Annotated in this window: 19 protein-coding genes; 10 read left to right on the top strand and 9 right to left on the bottom strand. The window is 39.5% G+C overall.

Annotated elements, in window-relative coordinates; translation table 11 throughout:
• The first annotated feature begins 67 nt into the window (after positions 1-67).
• From AC4J95_RS12250 to AC4J95_RS12240, 3 genes are all read left to right on the top strand, one after another.
• Positions 68-742 carry a response regulator transcription factor gene (locus tag AC4J95_RS12250; protein WP_494550133.1) on the top strand — a complete coding sequence of 225 codons (675 nt, stop codon included), beginning with the start codon at positions 68-70 and terminating at the stop codon, positions 740-742.
• Positions 739-1,788: a sensor histidine kinase gene (locus tag AC4J95_RS12245; protein WP_494550132.1), complete on the top strand. Its 1,050-nt coding sequence runs from the start codon at positions 739-741 to the stop codon at positions 1,786-1,788. Before AC4J95_RS12250 ends, AC4J95_RS12245 begins: the two co-directional genes overlap by 4 nt.
• A gap of 86 nt (positions 1,789-1,874) precedes the next feature.
• Entirely contained in the window at positions 1,875-2,183 is a 309-nt protein-coding gene (locus AC4J95_RS12240) for a hypothetical protein (protein WP_494550131.1), read from the top strand.
• Positions 2,184-2,231: 48 nt separating this feature from the next.
• On the opposite strand, the gene AC4J95_RS12235 is transcribed toward AC4J95_RS12240, so the two are convergent.
• Together AC4J95_RS12235 and AC4J95_RS12230 are read right to left on the bottom strand one after the other, a co-directional pair.
• Complete coding sequence (locus AC4J95_RS12235; protein WP_494550130.1) at positions 2,232-2,549, bottom strand: AzlD domain-containing protein; 318 nt, start codon at positions 2,547-2,549, stop codon at positions 2,232-2,234.
• Positions 2,542-3,297, bottom strand: coding sequence for an AzlC family ABC transporter permease (locus AC4J95_RS12230; protein WP_494550129.1), 756 nt, complete (start codon positions 3,295-3,297; stop codon positions 2,542-2,544). The genes AC4J95_RS12235 and AC4J95_RS12230 overlap by 8 nt, the downstream gene beginning before the upstream one ends.
• 507 nt (positions 3,298-3,804) lie before the next feature.
• Between AC4J95_RS12230 and AC4J95_RS12225 the strand changes: the two genes are divergently transcribed.
• Complete coding sequence (locus AC4J95_RS12225) at positions 3,805-4,494, top strand: YoaK family protein (RefSeq protein ID WP_494550128.1); 690 nt, start codon at positions 3,805-3,807, stop codon at positions 4,492-4,494.
• Positions 4,495-4,536: 42 nt separating this feature from the next.
• Here AC4J95_RS12225 and AC4J95_RS12220 read toward each other — a convergent pair whose 3' ends face one another.
• The 3 genes from AC4J95_RS12220 to AC4J95_RS12210 all read right to left on the bottom strand — a co-directional run bounded on the left by AC4J95_RS12220 (position 4,537) and on the right by AC4J95_RS12210 (position 6,931).
• Positions 4,537-5,052, bottom strand: coding sequence for a VanZ family protein (locus AC4J95_RS12220; protein ID WP_494550127.1), 516 nt, complete (start codon positions 5,050-5,052; stop codon positions 4,537-4,539).
• Positions 5,053-5,078: 26 nt separating this feature from the next.
• A complete protein-coding gene (locus AC4J95_RS12215; RefSeq protein ID WP_494550126.1) occupies positions 5,079-5,894 on the bottom strand; it encodes a DUF4097 family beta strand repeat-containing protein in 816 nt (271 codons plus the stop codon).
• Between the two features lie 86 nt (positions 5,895-5,980).
• Positions 5,981-6,931 (bottom strand): aromatic acid exporter family protein, encoded by a 951-nt coding sequence (locus AC4J95_RS12210; protein ID WP_494550125.1) that lies wholly within the window; start codon positions 6,929-6,931, stop codon positions 5,981-5,983.
• Positions 6,932-7,080: 149 nt separating this feature from the next.
• Between AC4J95_RS12210 and AC4J95_RS12205 the strand changes: the two genes are divergently transcribed.
• The 5 genes from AC4J95_RS12205 (at position 7,081) to AC4J95_RS12185 (ending at position 11,087) form a co-directional block, all read left to right on the top strand.
• On the top strand, positions 7,081-7,542 hold the full coding sequence (locus AC4J95_RS12205; protein ID WP_494550124.1) for a DUF441 domain-containing protein: 462 nt from the start codon (positions 7,081-7,083) through the stop codon (positions 7,540-7,542).
• A gap of 154 nt (positions 7,543-7,696) precedes the next feature.
• Positions 7,697-9,439 carry an ABC1 kinase family protein gene (locus AC4J95_RS12200; RefSeq protein WP_494550123.1) on the top strand — a complete coding sequence of 581 codons (1,743 nt, stop codon included), beginning with the start codon at positions 7,697-7,699 and terminating at the stop codon, positions 9,437-9,439.
• Between the two features lie 265 nt (positions 9,440-9,704).
• Positions 9,705-10,274 (top strand): alkaline shock response membrane anchor protein AmaP, encoded by a 570-nt coding sequence (gene amaP, locus AC4J95_RS12195; RefSeq protein WP_494550122.1) that lies wholly within the window; start codon positions 9,705-9,707, stop codon positions 10,272-10,274.
• 11 nt (positions 10,275-10,285) lie between these two features.
• On the top strand, positions 10,286-10,474 hold the full coding sequence (locus tag AC4J95_RS12190; protein ID WP_316401090.1) for a DUF2273 domain-containing protein: 189 nt from the start codon (positions 10,286-10,288) through the stop codon (positions 10,472-10,474).
• 76 nt (positions 10,475-10,550) lie between these two features.
• Positions 10,551-11,087 (top strand): Asp23/Gls24 family envelope stress response protein, encoded by a 537-nt coding sequence (locus tag AC4J95_RS12185; protein ID WP_494550121.1) that lies wholly within the window; start codon positions 10,551-10,553, stop codon positions 11,085-11,087.
• Between the two features lie 206 nt (positions 11,088-11,293).
• Here the strand turns inward: AC4J95_RS12185 and AC4J95_RS12180 are convergent, their stop codons facing one another.
• From AC4J95_RS12180 to AC4J95_RS12165, 4 genes are all read right to left on the bottom strand, one after another.
• Complete coding sequence (locus tag AC4J95_RS12180; protein ID WP_494550120.1) at positions 11,294-12,244, bottom strand: P1 family peptidase; 951 nt, start codon at positions 12,242-12,244, stop codon at positions 11,294-11,296.
• Between the two features lie 63 nt (positions 12,245-12,307).
• The gene (locus AC4J95_RS12175) at positions 12,308-13,312 is read right to left on the bottom strand and encodes a nucleoid-associated protein (RefSeq protein ID WP_316401093.1); all 1,005 of its coding nucleotides are present in this window, start codon (positions 13,310-13,312) and stop codon (positions 12,308-12,310) included.
• Positions 13,313-13,572: 260 nt separating this feature from the next.
• Positions 13,573-14,244: an ABC transporter ATP-binding protein gene (locus AC4J95_RS12170; RefSeq protein WP_494550119.1), complete on the bottom strand. Its 672-nt coding sequence runs from the start codon at positions 14,242-14,244 to the stop codon at positions 13,573-13,575.
• 1 nt (position 14,245) lies between these two features.
• The gene (locus AC4J95_RS12165) at positions 14,246-15,322 is read right to left on the bottom strand and encodes an ABC transporter permease (protein ID WP_494550118.1); all 1,077 of its coding nucleotides are present in this window, start codon (positions 15,320-15,322) and stop codon (positions 14,246-14,248) included.
• 111 nt (positions 15,323-15,433) lie between these two features.
• On the opposite strand from AC4J95_RS12165, the gene AC4J95_RS12160 reads away from it, so the two are divergent.
• Complete coding sequence (locus AC4J95_RS12160) at positions 15,434-16,024, top strand: TetR/AcrR family transcriptional regulator (protein ID WP_494550117.1); 591 nt, start codon at positions 15,434-15,436, stop codon at positions 16,022-16,024.
• Positions 16,025-16,039 lie beyond the last annotated feature (15 nt).

Genomic DNA, 16,039 nt, shown 5'->3' with positions numbered 1-16,039 from the left:
AACAAAAATTCACACTAGGTTCACAGTGATTTGCTACTATTATTAAGCAAAAAGGAGGGCAACGCAAATGAATCGAATACTTATCGTAGAAGATGATGAAAACTTATCATTACTTTATCAATCTGCATTAAAGAACGAACGCTTCGAAGTATTTCGTGCGATGAACGGCGTAGAGGCCTTAGATATTTTGGACAAGCAATTCATCGATTTGATCATCAGCGACATCATGATGCCAGACATGGATGGCTATGAATTGGCTGAAAGCTTACGCGAGGCAGATTATGATTTGCCGATTTTATTTATTACTGCGAAGGATTCGTTTGAAGATAAAAAACGCGGCTTTACAATCGGTGTCGATGACTACATGGTAAAACCAATCGATGTCAACGAGATGATCTTACGGGTAGATGCTTTGCTGCGGCGGGCGCAAATCGTTCACACGAAAGAACTGGTCGTAGGAAATACGCGACTGGATCAAGAAACTTATCAAATCAAGACTTCTGAACAAACCGAAACGCTGCCGCAAAAAGAATTTTTACTACTATATAAACTACTGGCCTACCCCAATAAAATCTTCACACGCCAACAGTTGATGGATGAAATTTGGGGATTAGACTCCGATACTGATGAACGAACGATTGATGTACATATTAAACGATTGCGGTCGCGCTTAGAAAATAATACTGATTTTTCGATTGAAACGATTCGCGGATTGGGCTATAAGGCGGTCATCCACTCATGAGAAAAAGATTATTTTCCCAATTATGGATGTATTTTGTCGGAATCATTTTTTTGATCATGGTTATTGTATTAGGTGTCTTTGTTTCTTTGCTTTTTGTATGCAATCATTTTCAACTCCTGGAACCGGAACGAGATTCCCATTTTTTCCCTTTAGGAATCATCTTTATGATCAGTTTGATTTTGGGATTGGTTCTTTCTTTTTTTGTGGGAAAACGAATCTTGCAGCCGATCGGTGACTTGCGGCAAGCCATGAGTAAAGTGGCTAAAGGCGACTTCACGATCCAATTAGATGCACAGGATCAAATAGAGGATGTTGAGGAACTTTACCATGATTTCAATGTCATGGTAAAAGAATTGAGTAGTATTGAAACATTGCGCAATGATTTTGTCTCGACGGTCTCCCACGAATTCAAAACACCGATCGCGACGATCAAAGGTTATGTCCAGCTCCTGCAAAATGAGGACTTATCAAAAGAAGAAAGACAGATTTACTTAGAACGAATGTTAGATGGTACCCAGCAGCTGACTCATTTGACCGACAATATTTTAAAATTGAGCAAACTGGATAACCAAGGGATCGGATTGGACTTTCAAACCTTCCGCTTGGATGAACAGATTCGTGAAGTGATTCTTTTCTTACAACCAAAATGGGAACAATTGAACTTGTCTTTGGATTTGGATCTACCATGGACAGAGTATTATGGCAATGAGGAGTTTCTTTATCAAGTTTGGCTGAATCTGATGGATAATGCGATTAAATATAGCCAAGAGAACAGCAACATTCACGTTCATTTAAAAAATGAAAAGGACGGACAAATCATTACAATCAGTGACGAAGGTATTGGGATGACAAAAGAAGTTGCTAATCGAATCTTCGATAAGTTCTATCAAAGTGATACCAGCCGTAAAACCAAAGGGAATGGACTTGGTCTGGCCTTAGCAAAGCAAATCGTTGAGCTACATCATGGGACAATCAAAGTCAACAGTTCACCTAATAAAGGTAGCAACTTTAAACTTTTTTTGCCAAATAACCCGAAAAATTCATAATTAAATGACGTAAAAAGCGAATTAATTCATCATTAGTTAATATTTATCTTGTAAGCTATGAGTAACTTAAAGAAAGGGTGACCCAAATGATAGAGGAGCAAAAAGTTACGAAATCGGTTTATTTTGTTGAAGAGACACAAAATATCGAGGGCGCATACGTTGAAGTCAATACACTTTTTGTTGCAGAAGATCAAGAGCAGGCAACCGAAGTCTACGAAAAATTAATCAAAGAACAGCCAAAGAAATCGTTTGGTCTTTTATTGAACGAATATATCATCAATGCAGATGGCGGCTTTTTCCATAATCTTTTGCAATCATGGAAAAACCTACCAGCTGAATTTTATCGAAAGATGCAGGTCCTTACCTATCGGCCGATCGCTGAGTATCAAAACTAACATCAAACAGGAAAAAACGAGGCACTCATTTTCAGAGTGTCTCGTTTTTTAAAGCATCGATAATAAGAAGACCGCTGCTAATCCGGTAATAACTGAAATAGCCATTGACCGGGTTTTGTAAGCAACTCCGGCTACTAAAAACATCGCGATAATTCTGACATTGCCGATCAAATCAAAATGATTGTCGCTAATAAATACATCCTTAAATACCAAAGCCGCAAATAATGAGATTGGTACATATTTCATCCAATCACTGAACCATTGCGGTACCTGCCGTTGTGAAAAATACAGCATGGGAAAAAGGCGCGGCAAGTAGGAAGCACCAAATAAGCAAAGAATCAACAGCAGCAAAGAGGTATTACTCATGGTGAACCTCCCCACCAGTCAAATCATAATGATCTGGCCCGTCGTTTTCTGTATGAGCGGTTTTCCAAAAGCGCTCGATCAAATAGCCGATAAAAGAGGCCAGCAAAGTTGCTAAGATCAACCCGAAAGTATTTTTGAAGACTAGCATGAAAATAACTGCTAACCCGCCAGAAAACAAACCAGTAGCTAATAACAGACCGTTGCTCAGTTGCATCATAAACATAAAGATAAACATCGCTGTCAAAGCAAAGTGAACCAGTTCCGTATCAACATGGATCACAGAACCAAAAATAGTTCCCAGCACCGTACTCCCTGTCCAAGAAGCCATTGAAAACCAGTTGACGTATAAGGCTTTCTTACGATTCCAATCAGGATCGGTGGAGTATTTCAAATAATTTACTGCATAATTTTCATCGTTCATTGATTGTGAAAACAAGGCGATAAATGATCGTTTTTCTTTTTTAAAAAAATGCGACAAACTGGAACCTAGCAATGCATAGCGCAGTTCCAAGAAGAAAACCATTAGGATAGTGGACACAAATGATGCATGTACACTAATCATCGAGACGACTAAAAATTGTGCGCCTCCTGAAAAAACAAGCATCGAAAGCAAGGCTGTTAATAAGATGTTGAATCCAGCTTTTTGTAAGAGCATTCCACAGGCTAAGCCAACTGGAATATAACTAAAACAAAGCGGCATAACCGCATATAACGCCTCTAACCATGGTGTCCTTTTTTTTACAGACATGGTGAGTTCTCAATTCCCTTCACGTTCACAGGATAAAAAGCATTTTCATTCTAACACATTCTTCCGAAAAAGATAGCACTCCACGAACATCTTAACTCCATGCAAACCAGCTCTCAATCATTCGGAAAATCGAGCGTTGATCTCCATTCCCAATCGCCTTAACGATTGTTTTTGCCGACAATCCGAATTATTTTTTTAGTAATAGAAAGAACATCTGCTTTCCGCCTAAAAAAGAAGGAAAGTCTTAAAATATTCTTATGGAAAATTCATGTACGTTTTCAACTATTCCTGCTTCTCTGTTCCTGTCGAATCCAATCGCCAGCTGAGGCATGCCTTCAGACTCTTCCCAAAAGCAGTATGAGAATTTCAAGTTTTCGCTAGTTGAGACTCAGTTTGATCAGCTTAGTAGCGGCAATCTATTTATTGTATACACATAGATCGTGAAACTGATTATCCATTTTCTGAAAAAATGTGGTAAGATAGTCAGCGAAAAGAGTTGAGTAACAAATGGATAATAGTTTTCATGAGAATCGTTCGGTTGGTTTGCTGCTGACTTTCATCGGCGGCATGATGGATAGTTATACCTATATTCGTTATGGTGCGTTTGCTTCGGCTCAAACCGGTAATATCATTTTAGCAATCATCCAAGCCTACGAACGGCAATGGAGCATGGTTGGAAAAAAATTGCTTTCCACCCTCTTCTTTTTTATTGGTATTCTTTTAGCAAAGTTTATGATTGATTATTTTAAAAAGAAAGAGTTGCATTTTTGGCGATTATTCCTGCTTTACTTTGAGGCAGCGATCTTTTTAGTGATCAGTTTAGATTTCTTACAGCCCCATCCGGCCCTCATTACCATCATGATCGCTTTTACTGCTGCGATTCAATGGGTCTCCTTTGATAAAATCAATGGACTAGCCTACACGAATTTATTTACCACTGGCAATCTAAAAGGCGTGGCAACAAATTTATATGATTACTTGAGTACAAAGGATCAAGGAGCAAAAACGCGCTTCATTCATTTTCTTTTAGTGGTCACGGCTTTCATTGCAGGTGCAATCGTCTCCGTTTTCTCTTATCGAATGATTGAGACGAAGGCGGTCTTGATCATTGCGGGATTGTTTCTTTATTTGGCACTTTCCGAAACGTTCTTAGTGTGGCGGTTTCAGCGAAATACGAATATCTTGCATAAAAAATAACACTTCAGCATAGTTACTGAAGTGTTTTTCTGTATCTTTATACTAACGGTTCACAAACAATATGAACATGACGAGGCCAAAACATAAAATTCCGAATGCTGTACCGATCCTCACTAGCCATTTATCCAGCTTAGCTTCCGGTACAACAAGCTTCAATCCTTGATAGATCATAAGTCCTACGAATCCACCAGAAAAATTCATTAGTATATCGGTCACATCGGTAGCACCGATTCCCAAAATGAATTGCATTCCTTCAATAAACAATGAGAGCAATAGGATAAAGGCCAACTTCTTTATGAAGGAACTGTTTTTTTCTGAGATTCCTAAAATAACGCCCAAGGGTGCAAAAATCAATGCGTTCGAAATGATTTCATTTATTGCAACTTCACCATTCACAATCGTTGAGCCCTGAAAAGGAACAAGGTTGAGAGACCTCATCGGATGTTCTAAACTTGCTGCAATGCTAGAAAAGGAAAGCCTCAATTTAAATAGTAATATCCAAATTAGTATCAGCGAATAAATTACGAGCAGCACTTTGCCAAGTTTTTTATTGACCATTCTTCCTCCTCCTTTAGAGAAATCACTTACCGGACAAACACGACTTCAATATCTCCATTACTAGTCCTTACCTCCAATTCTTTTGAGCCATCATCATCATTGCCTAAGCTGTTCGAAGCATTGCTGGTTTTAGAAGTGATTGCGAAATCATCCTTGTCTCCAATGATAGTTCCACTAACTTTAGCGTTGCTGGTAGTTAAGGAAAGTGACTCGGCAGGTTTCAGATTCATCAGATCGATCTTACCGTTCGATGTTTGGAACTCGCCTTCTTTGAAGTTCAAATCTTGCAGGTTCATCTTGCTGTTACTCGTTTCAAATGATCCATCATCGAAAGTCAGATGTGTCAGATCCACTTTACCATTACTGGTTTCAGCATCTACTGTTTCGGCATCCACCTTATTGATTGTCATTTTACTGTTGCTTGTTTCCAAATCCAAATTGTCTAACACAAGGTTTTCTGCGGTGATCTTACCATTTGACGTTTCAACTTGTAAATCTTTCAACTTTGCTTTCGGCACTTCGATCGTCACTCTAGGATTGCGGTTGCCAAAATTGAAGAAACTAAAGTTAAAGCCAATACTTCTTTTACGTTCTAATGTCAATGTATTACTTGTTTGTTTGATATTATATTTAATATCTCTGCTTCTTTTATAATTGATCTTAGTTTGATTTCCAGACACTCCAACGACATCCACCGGCATATTGCGATCATCCACGACTAAGCGCTGTACATTTTTTGTTGTTGTGAATTCTTCATTTCTTATTCGATTATTAAAAAATAAACTGCTCATACATACCAACGCAGCTCCTACTAGAATTAACCCTAAAACTATCTTTTTCATACTTATACCCCTCACCTGTTTTTCTTACCTTTATCATAAAGAATTTCTCAACCGTTTACATGGGACAAAAGACTGATTCTTTCTCATTACTTCTTACGAGTAAACCCAGCTTTGATCTCAATAAAATCCTGAAATAATTGAAACAACTGGAAAAGCATCGCGCGTTCTTCGAAAGCTTGACGATTTTCCGGTAATTTCTTTTGCTGATACCGTTGATCTGTTTCGGCAATTTTAGTTAATATCGCTGAGCCATCGTTGTCTTCTGCCAAGGTCTGAGATGTAAACTCAAACAATTCCCGCAATTCGTGCACATCTTCTGGCTCTGCATCTAGTCGATTCAAAATTTGCAGCATGTCGGACAAAACTTTTAACTGTAAACGACGCATCGCAAAGTATTCAAAATAATAACTATTACCAGAAAAGAAACGATTCTCTTCGAATTCTTGCGCTCGTACTTGTGCTTCACGAACGAAGTCTCGCAAAGATAAGCATTCTTGCCGCAGCTGTTCTTCTTTGGCCGGTTGGTTCAAATAGCTAGACATCTGTCCTAGCATTTTTTTCATTGAAACCTCGACAACGGTTTGATCTTCTTGAATTTTTTTCTCCGTATTCGGCATGTAGAGGTTCGCTATTAGAGCACAGCCAACACCGATAATCATCAACATATACTCATTCATGATCAAACTCAATGGCATCTCCCCTGCTACTAAATAATGGGTGATCAGCACAGAACTAACTGCGACACCATCAGCTAAATCGAACTGGATCGACAACGGGATAAAGCCTAATAAATACAAGCCAAACACAATCGGATGGAAACCCAAAAGTAAAAAACAAAAGGCCGCAATCACTGTTGCTAAGGTTAAAGAAAAAAGCCGATTCAATGCTGTTTTTGCAGTAGAACGCTTCGTATTTGTGACCGTCAAGATGGTTATGATAGCCGCCGAAGCAGCAGATTCCAAGTTTAGACCGCTGGCCAACAACAACGCAACAGGTGCAGCCACTGCGGTTTTAATCGTACGTAATCCTATTTTCATTTGTTTCTCCCTTCCTTTAAAAGCTTACACTAAAGTTGCTTCGGAAAAAAGTCGCAACTTATCGAAATATCTTGTATAGTAAATACGTTGTGGATATCAGGCATATTTTCCGGAAGAAAAATGAATTCATTAATGCGAGGAGTGAGAAGATGGAGAGTTGGCTTTTCTTAGGTGTCATTTTATTGATTGCCTTGATTGCAAAAAATCAAAGTTTAATGATCGCGACAATCGCGATTTTAGTTCTAAAATTAATTCCCCATTCAGATAAATTTTTATCGATCTTAAACAAACAAGGAATCAATTGGGGTGTTACACTGATATCAGCGACAATCCTAGTCCCGATCGCCACTGGGGATATCGTCCTGAAAGATTTGTTAAATACTTTAAAATCACCGCTTGGTTGGGTGGCAACACTATGCGGTGTTTTGGTTGCGGTCCTATCTTCTAAAGGGGTCGGGCTAATCAATCAGTCGCCGGAAGTAACCGTGGCCTTAGTCTTCGGTACGATCATGGGTGTAGTCTTCTTAAAGGGAGTCGCTGCGGGACCTGTGATCGCTGCTGGTATTACTTATTGCATCATGCAGGTCATCCAAGTTGTGACAAATCACTAAAATAAATGAATGAACCCCTAATTCTCTTCTGAAAAGAATAATTAGGGGTTTGTTTGTATATCGCAAAAATCTCTTGTAAGATAGAAATGAACGTTTGCTGATCCTATTTCTGAAAAAAACATAATTGACTTAGTGCGAGCTAGGAGGTGTAGCAATGAGAGGTAAATCGAGAGCAGCACGACTGCGTCAAATCGTTAAAATCATCAACCACTATAGCGTTGTAAAAAATATTACTCAACAAAAAAATCCTGAAGAGGTCAGAAAAGCCTTTGAAGAACTTGGCCCCACTTTCATCAAAGTAGGCCAAATGATGTCAGTAAGGACAGACATTTTCACACTGGACTTTACAAAAGAACTGCGCAAGCTGCAGGATGACGTAAAAACGGATGACTTTGAATCAGTTAAAGCTTTGGTTGAAAAAGAGCTGGAGCTGCCGTTGACCGAAATTTTCGAGAGCTTTGACGAGCAACCCTTCGCCTCTGCTTCAATCGCTCAAGCACATCACGCGCGTTTGAAAAATGGTCAGAAAGTCGTGGCAAAGGTCCAACACCCTGGGATTGCCTCTGAAATCGAACTAGATTTGTCCTTATTCGAAAAGGCGATTCCCATCGCGAATTGGGTACCGGAGAGCAAAGTGATCGATCTCAAAAATATTTTGAAAGAGATTCGTGTGTCGTTACAAAATGAGCTGGATTTTCAAAAGGAACTGGTCTTAGCTGAGGAATTTTATCGTTTGAACAACGAATGGAAAGAAGTTCGGGTACCTAAGATGGAGCCCGCTTACTCTTCAAAAAAAGTCATCATAATGGAATTGATGCCTGGCACGAATTTAAGAGAGCTGATCAATACCGAAGACGACAAGATCGTTCATGGTGAAACGACCTATAAAGATCTGAAAAAGACCATCAGTCAGTTATTAATCGAACACTTTATGAAAGAAGTTTTCGAGGACGGTTTCTTCCATGCCGATCCCCATCCGGGCAATCTTTTATTACAACTGATGAGTGAAGAAGAAAATCGAAGAGATCAGCTATTCAAAACCAAGGAGCGCAAGGGAAAAATCGGTAATATCCCCTATGAGATCACTCTTTCTCGAAATGAACAGCTACGGCCTTTCAGACTGAACTTTATTGATTTTGGGATGATGGGCACTATCAATCGTGAGATGCAGTCCAAAATGAGCAATACGATCATCGCCATCTACAGCAAAGACAATCAACGGATTACTAACGCTGTTCACTCGATCTGTAAACAAGTCGGCAGCTTTGATGAGGAAAAATTTACCTACGAGCTGGATGATTTCTTGAATCGCTATTTGAATTTGCCCGTTAAGGAGATTGACCTGCAAAAAGTATTTTCTCAGGTGGTGATCATTTGTCATGATAACAATCTCCAGATCGATGATTCCGTTACGATGCTGATCAAAGCATTCGGTACACTGGAAGGCGTGATCGAGGATCTTAATCCAGATCTATCCCTGTTCGAAGTGGTCGCGCCTTTTGCTCAAAAATACTTCCTGCAACAATTAAATCTCAAGGACGAGCTGCAAGAAACTGGCATGGATTACTTATCTTCATTAAAGGCTCTGCCAAAAATTCCAAGCCGTACACTGAATGTCCTCGATACCTTTGCGAAGGGCAAAGGGAAGCTGAATCTTGAGGTTAAAAACCAGCATAATTTTCTAGAACGGGCAGAAGCAATGGTCAATCGGCTGGTGATTGGCTTGATTCTATCCGCTTTAGTAATTGGTTCTTCGATCTTAGTCCAAACCTCTCCTCAAGGGGATACTTTGATCTCAGACTTGGGCGTCTTTGGCTATTCGGTAGCCGGACTTTCCATCTTGTTTTTAGTCATCGAAAGTCTCTATCGACGTTACCGCAAATGGAAAGAAAAATAATGATTTTTCATAGTTAGAAGTGTGTCTGATTTATTTAGCACACTTCTTTTTTTTATTCAAAAGTCCTGCTCCCTCTTTTTTTTCTACAATGATAAAAAAAACGAAAAAACGTTAATTAAATAATTATTCTTCTAGTTATAACGTTTTAATCAGAATAAAATAGTTCATCTAATCAAAAACCAAGCATATTTTTTTACAAAAAAGGGGTAACATTTTATTATTTTACTGTAAACAATTTAAAAATATTGAAGTGAGGAGGTGCGGTATGAACAAAGTTCTCAAAACCATCCTAATTATTTTTTCATTGGTTTTACTTTCTATTTTTCTATCCGTCGTAGCAATCTATTACTTTATCGCTTCAAATCCGTTAGATTTCAGTTCACTGCAGCAATTTGTACTAACTAATGAATATGCTCAGCTCTATTTATTCTGGGTAGCAGCAGCTTTAGCGATCTTAACGGTGATCGGAATCTTCGTGATCCTATTCTATCCGAAGAGAGTAACCAAATTTGTTTTAAAAGAACAACGCGGAAAATTAGCTTTGGATAAACGAGCAATCGAAGGTTATGTTCGGACAAGTATCAAACAGGAAGACTTTATGGACAATCCCAAAGTTAATGTGGCAGCGACGAAAAATAAAATTAGAGTGAATGTTCGCGGGCAATTGAAGAAAACATCAGGCTTAGTCGGTCAGACAGATCACTGGGCAAAGAATGTCGAAACTATGCTTCGGGATTTATTAGGACCAGAAGAAAAGGTTTCGATCAAAGTAAAGCTTCAAGCGTTTGAACCAACCCCAATGGAAACAACGGTGACACGGCCGCGCGTAGAATAGGAGGAACAGCAATGCAAGAATTTTTAACACGAGACAAACTACCTGTGATCTTTGGTATCCTCGGTTTTATCTTAGCTGTGCTATTCTTTACCATCGGCTTTTTTAAAACGATCTTACTGATTTTGATCACAATCATCGGTGTAGCTCTCGGCATCTATCTAAAGAACAATCATGTATTAGATGACTATTTAAAAAAATAGTTAACCCAATCAGATCTGGATAAACTTTTTCTTGATAAAAAAGTTAATACATTAACAAAATTAGGAGGAAACAAGAATGGATAACACAACAATCAAACCAACAGAACCAAAAAAAGATGTTAAAGGCGAATTAACTTATGAAGACAAGGTAATTCAAAAAATCATCGGCATTGCTTTGGAGAATGTAGACGGCTTATTGACTGTAGACGGCGGTTTCTTCTCTAACATCAAAGACAAACTAGTGAACAGCGACGATGTTACTTCTGGAATCAGCACTGAAGTTGGCAAAAAACAAGTTGCAGTTGATATGGATGTGGTCGTTGAATATGGCAAAGACATTGAAAACATTTATGACCAAATGAAAAAATTGATCTCAGAAGAAGTCGACAAAATGACTCACCTAGACGTAATTGAAGTCAATGTCAATGTTGTAGACATCAAAACACGCGAAGAATATGAAGAAGACAGTGAAACAGTTCAAGATAAAGTAACTAGCGCTGCCCAAACAACTGGAAAATTCGCATCGAAACAAACAAATCGTGCGAAGAATGCCATTGGCAACCAAACAGATAAAATCAGCGACAACTTAGAATCTGAACCACGTGTCCAATAAATCAAACTTCCCCACTGACTAGCCGAACCTTGGTTAGTCTTTTTGCGAGTTACTCTTTTCGCAGTTTATTGCAAAGGCGAGTGTGGATCAGTATTTTGTACTAAAGCCATAAACGTTACTGTTTAGCAGCAACGGATATCCGAAAGAACCAAGTAAATGACTAAAAGGAAACAGCCAAGACAACATACTGTCTTGGCTGTTTTCTACTATACATCCTGATAAGCCAAATAATCGCCATAGGTCTCTGCTGCTTGTGTTCCTTTTACAATTGCCTGACGAACAGCTTCAACAGCAAGAATCGATACTGACTCAAAACTTGCGTTGATTTGATTGGCTCCTAGAACAAATAAAGTATCCCCATCATAAGTTGTATGAGATGGACGAATCGCTCGTGCAATCCCATTATGACTGATATCTGCTAATTTATTCATCTTCGCCTTTGGAAAAGTCGCATTAGTCATTACGCAGCCGATCACCGTATTGCCATCAAATAAAGCTTCTTCATTTTGATAATAGTCAAGAAACAGTTCTTCTGAAAAACCAATTTTACTTTCGCCGGGCTTACGTGCACCAGCAATAATTTTCCCGACCGATTCATCGTAGACATCACCAACAGCATTAACCGCGATCACTGCAGTGACCCATAGCTTTCCATGTCGAATCGTGTGGAGACCGATCCCGCCTTTCATGGCGTTTTTCGCACCATTGATCGTGCCAACACTGCAGCCAGTTCCGGCACCGTAATTCCCTGCCTGAAAATACTGTCCGTTAAAAGCTTCTTCACAGGCTTTTTGACCAGCTTGATAATTCGGACGAACATCGGAACGACCGATCCGCAAATCAAACAAGCTAGCCCCTACAACATTCGGTACAAACGTGATTCCCATGTCTCGTCCAATTCCATTACTCTCCAAAAAGTCTACGACCCCGGCATTTGCCGCTAAGCCGAAGGCGCTGCCGCCGGATAACGTTACACCGTGGACAAATTTCCGATTGTTCTCAGACTTCAAAGCATCCGTGTCGCGTGTATTTGGTGAACCGCCTCGAACAGAGACACCGCCTGTCACGCCATCCTCACAAAGAATTACGGTACAGCCTGTCATCGCTTCAGGATCGGTATATTGTCCAATGCGAAAAAAATCTTGATATGCTTCCATCTTTTTCCTCCAGAGATATTTTCTCTATTCTAGCCTATTCCCATAAAAGAAAACAACCGCCTATTACAGACGGTTGATCACTTCATCGACATTCTTGATCGTCACAGAGATCGTGCCGTCAGGATTGTTGATAAATTCGATTAATTCGGGATTCCGATAAACATCTAACGGTACGATCAGCTCGATGCCGTTCGATAGCTTCAGCTTTTGTTTGCCGTATTTCTTCTCGGTGATCTCACGGACTTCACGTAAAAGCGGTGCTTGGTCTACATAGCCCTTTTCCACAACTTCCTCTTGGAAAGCCATTTGAGCTGACACATTGTCCTTGAAGACTTTTTGCGCAACGACTTTCGCATCAATCTGACCGCTTTCTTCGACTACATCGTAAACAGCTTCCTTCACATCTGCGATCACATCATGTTTTTGATTTTCAAACTTAGCTCCGATTTTTTCCGCTACTTTTTTTATCACGCGAACATTTTCTTCTAAAGAAGGAGCTGGACGGCTTTCGATCACCTGCGTTGAAAAATACAACCGTTTCTCACCAGAGAAAGGATATTTCTTCTCAATCATTTCATAAGTCAAATTACCCAAGTTAACGACGATGCCTTCATCGGCTTTTTGTGTCTTACTTGATAGCAAGGCACGATGCACGATCAATTCATTTTTCAATCCAGCATCGTCGGAATCAACGATATGGGTATAACCTTCATGATAATTAACCTTCAAAAAAGCCAGATACATTTGTGTATCTTCTTCATACAGTGCGACAAAAGCATCCGCGCTAGGCGCTTCTTCACTTTCTTTATACGCTTCGTACCAGCGAGCCACGATTCTTTCGCTGACAGATAGAAAATCATGTTCCGCCTGTTGGCTCAATAGGGCAAAGGTTGAATCCTCTGTTAAGGTTCCTGTTTTGGTTTGGGCAGAAGATAATTTTTGAATTTTTTTCGTTAAATACTCGCGAACATATTCTTTGGTTAAATCTAGTTCGCTTTGACTGTAAATCGGATCACCTGATTCTCGATCAACAATATGGAGTGCGGCCTTTTTTAAATAAATATCCATGGATTCCCTGCTTTCTAAAAAATTGATGCTCTCATTTCTGTATTTGCTAATCCTGCAAAAGCTAGAAATAGAACTGCTAGCTCATTACTGAAGAAACTTTTTTAAAGATCGAAAAGCCTTATCTTCGTACGCATGCCATCCTACTAAGCTGGAAGTTATCTATATTTCTAAAATTGATGATTACAGCTCAGACTTAGTAAACTGCCAAAAGCAGAACTGGCAACTAAACTATCATACACAGGAAACAGGGAAAATGGCAACTATTGTTTCACTAAAAGTTCGCCGTCTTTCATTTGATAAATTTTATCACTCCACTGAGTCATCCGTTCATCATGGGTAACCATCACGATCGCTTTATTGCGTTCATGGGCTTCCTTGGCTAATAGCTTCACTACATCAAAAGCATGATCTGAATCAAGACTAGCGGTTGGCTCATCAGCTAATATCAACTGCGGATCATTGAACAAGGACCGAGCAATAGCCACCCGTTGACGTTCTCCACCAGATAATGCTTTAGGGTATTGCTCCCGCAGCTCCCAAATATCTAAAGATTTCAGCAGCTCTTCGATTTTTGCTGAATTTTTTTCCTTCTCAATCTTTTCTACCAATTGAAACTGTTCTTGGACTTTTAGAAAGGGAATCAAATTAGAACTTTGCAGAATAAACCCGATCTCTTTGAAACGAGCTTTTGAACGCGTTTTTTCATTCATTTTTCCAAAATCAGATCCATTGATGGTAATCGTTCCTTCTGTCGGTGTCTGCAAGCCGCCAGCGATCGTCAAAAAGGTGCTCTTCCCAGAACCCGAAGGTCCGATCACGCTGACAAACTCGCCTTCCGCTACGTTAAAATCAACATTTTTTAATGCTGTTACTTCTGTATGTCCTTGGCCGAATTTTTTTACGACTTTTTCCATCATTAATACATTGCTCATCCTATTCTCCTCCAATCGCTGTTACTGGGTCGACCTTGGTTACCGTGCGCATGGAGAATAAGCCGCCGATCATTGCAACAAATACTAAAATGACACTGTACAACGCCCACTCCGTCCAATGAACCGAAAACGGCATCGCACTTGGTAAGACTAAACTAGTCCCCACGCTTAAAACAATAGCAACAAAAACGCCAATGATTCCTACTAGAAATGCCTGCGCTAAAATCGACCGAACCAAATAACTCGTTGAGACTCCTTGAGCTTTCATCACGCCAAAGATCGCGGTTTTTTGCAGTGTAATTACATACATAAAAATCCCGATAATCGCTGTTACGACAATGAATAAGAAATAGATCATCGTATTCAATGTTAATTTTTCTGGCGTATATCCAGGAATATTTTCGATAAAGGTTTCAGGCGTCATTTTATCTAGTTTTGTCTGCCCATTTGGATTATCGATGGTCGTTTCTCCTTTTGTCACAATCAAGTTGATTGGCTCATTTCCAGTCGGTTGAGAACCGTATTTCAACGTTTTAAACGTTGAGTAATCCAAATAGATCACGGGTGCCAGTGTATAGGTCGTTTCTTTTGTAACACCGACAATTTTCAATGTCTGATCATTTATTTTTATCTTCTGATGCAGTTTGTACCCCTCTGACAATAGGTTTTCAGACACGATCACTTCATTATTATTTTTGTACAATCGTCCCTTAATAATTTTCGGAACGATAAATGCATCATTATCTGTATCTGTGCCAAAAATAGAAACGTTTGTCTTTTCTCCGCCTGATTTTTCCTCAACTGCGGTGGAATAGATACCAACGCCTGCTTTTTCTTTGGCTGTTACCCGATCGACATCCTTTTTCTGGAGCTGTGAGGCATTTGCGATTTTATTGCTATCTTCCGATAGAATAATTGTCGAAGCCCTCCAATCATCGATCGCTGTCCGATTACCATCTGCCAATCCATTGGCTAATCCTGACAGCATAAAGACCACATACCCCACAAGAATCATAATTCCAACGATCAATCCATATCTTAATTTCGCATAGCGAATTTCTTTCCAAGCTAAAAACATCTCTCTCACCCTTTCTGAAGAAAGAATACTCTTTCGGTGACAAAATGTCACCGATTTTGCTCATATGCTATACTATATAAAAATAATGATAACCTTTTGGGGAGGTCACCCATGCCGAAGAAAACATTTCTAAACTTACCAGAAACACGTCAGGCGGAGATTCGAACAATACTTCTGACGATTTTTTATGAGAAACCTGTCAGTCAAGTCAAAGTCAGCGAAATCGTTGATGCTTTGCAAATGTCCCGAGGCATTTTCTATAAATATTTTGAAGATTTGAATGATGCTTATGACTATTTGATTCACTACTACGCTGGGCAGATTCATGGCGAGATCATTGAATATATGACCCGACAAGAAGGCGACTTCTTCCAAGGAATCGAAGCCTTTCTGCTGTTGTATGTTGATCTAGACCATGATTCCTCTCGATATCGCCAACTAGTTCTCTTAGCGCAAAACAGTTACCTCTTTTCTTATCGACCAGAAGCAGATCATGGTGTCGCTGCTTGGGAGGAACTATTAGTGAAAAATGACTTTCAGATGACAACCTCAGCTGAACAAATCAGTTTTTTATATTTCTCAATGAAGCTGGTGATTGACTCATTAACAGATATGCTTGCGAACAACTGGGACGAAGAAGAATTACTCAAAGATTTTCGTTTTAAAACTCGTTGGCTGCTTGAAGGCATAAAAAAACGCTGAAGCGAACTTCAGCGT

This window comes from Enterococcus sp. GPZ-007, from assembly GCF_059374735.1.
The sequence above is the reverse complement of the archived record's forward strand: the minus strand, read 5'-3'. Positions and strand labels throughout refer to the sequence as shown.

Excerpts from the sequence above, each read along its gene's own strand:
- AC4J95_RS12250 (WP_494550133.1), top strand. The coding sequence starts at position 68 with ATGAATCGAATACTTATCGTAGAAGATGATGAAAACTTATCATTACTT.
- AC4J95_RS12245 (WP_494550132.1), top strand. The coding sequence starts at position 739 with ATGAGAAAAAGATTATTTTCCCAATTATGGATGTATTTTGTCGGAATC.
- AC4J95_RS12240 (WP_494550131.1), top strand. The coding sequence starts at position 1,875 with ATGATAGAGGAGCAAAAAGTTACGAAATCGGTTTATTTTGTTGAAGAG.
- AC4J95_RS12235 (WP_494550130.1), bottom strand. The coding sequence starts at position 2,549 with ATGAGTAATACCTCTTTGCTGCTGTTGATTCTTTGCTTATTTGGTGCT.
- AC4J95_RS12230 (WP_494550129.1), bottom strand. The coding sequence starts at position 3,297 with ATGTCTGTAAAAAAAAGGACACCATGGTTAGAGGCGTTATATGCGGTT.
- AC4J95_RS12225 (WP_494550128.1), top strand. The coding sequence starts at position 3,805 with ATGGATAATAGTTTTCATGAGAATCGTTCGGTTGGTTTGCTGCTGACT.
- AC4J95_RS12220 (WP_494550127.1), bottom strand. The coding sequence starts at position 5,052 with ATGGTCAATAAAAAACTTGGCAAAGTGCTGCTCGTAATTTATTCGCTG.
- AC4J95_RS12215 (WP_494550126.1), bottom strand. The coding sequence starts at position 5,894 with ATGAAAAAGATAGTTTTAGGGTTAATTCTAGTAGGAGCTGCGTTGGTA.
- AC4J95_RS12210 (WP_494550125.1), bottom strand. The coding sequence starts at position 6,931 with ATGAAAATAGGATTACGTACGATTAAAACCGCAGTGGCTGCACCTGTT.
- AC4J95_RS12205 (WP_494550124.1), top strand. The coding sequence starts at position 7,081 with ATGGAGAGTTGGCTTTTCTTAGGTGTCATTTTATTGATTGCCTTGATT.
- AC4J95_RS12200 (WP_494550123.1), top strand. The coding sequence starts at position 7,697 with ATGAGAGGTAAATCGAGAGCAGCACGACTGCGTCAAATCGTTAAAATC.
- amaP (WP_494550122.1), top strand. The coding sequence starts at position 9,705 with ATGAACAAAGTTCTCAAAACCATCCTAATTATTTTTTCATTGGTTTTA.
- AC4J95_RS12190 (WP_316401090.1), top strand. The coding sequence starts at position 10,286 with ATGCAAGAATTTTTAACACGAGACAAACTACCTGTGATCTTTGGTATC.
- AC4J95_RS12185 (WP_494550121.1), top strand. The coding sequence starts at position 10,551 with ATGGATAACACAACAATCAAACCAACAGAACCAAAAAAAGATGTTAAA.
- AC4J95_RS12180 (WP_494550120.1), bottom strand. The coding sequence starts at position 12,244 with ATGGAAGCATATCAAGATTTTTTTCGCATTGGACAATATACCGATCCT.
- AC4J95_RS12175 (WP_316401093.1), bottom strand. The coding sequence starts at position 13,312 with ATGGATATTTATTTAAAAAAGGCCGCACTCCATATTGTTGATCGAGAA.
- AC4J95_RS12170 (WP_494550119.1), bottom strand. The coding sequence starts at position 14,244 with ATGAGCAATGTATTAATGATGGAAAAAGTCGTAAAAAAATTCGGCCAA.
- AC4J95_RS12165 (WP_494550118.1), bottom strand. The coding sequence starts at position 15,322 with ATGTTTTTAGCTTGGAAAGAAATTCGCTATGCGAAATTAAGATATGGA.
- AC4J95_RS12160 (WP_494550117.1), top strand. The coding sequence starts at position 15,434 with ATGCCGAAGAAAACATTTCTAAACTTACCAGAAACACGTCAGGCGGAG.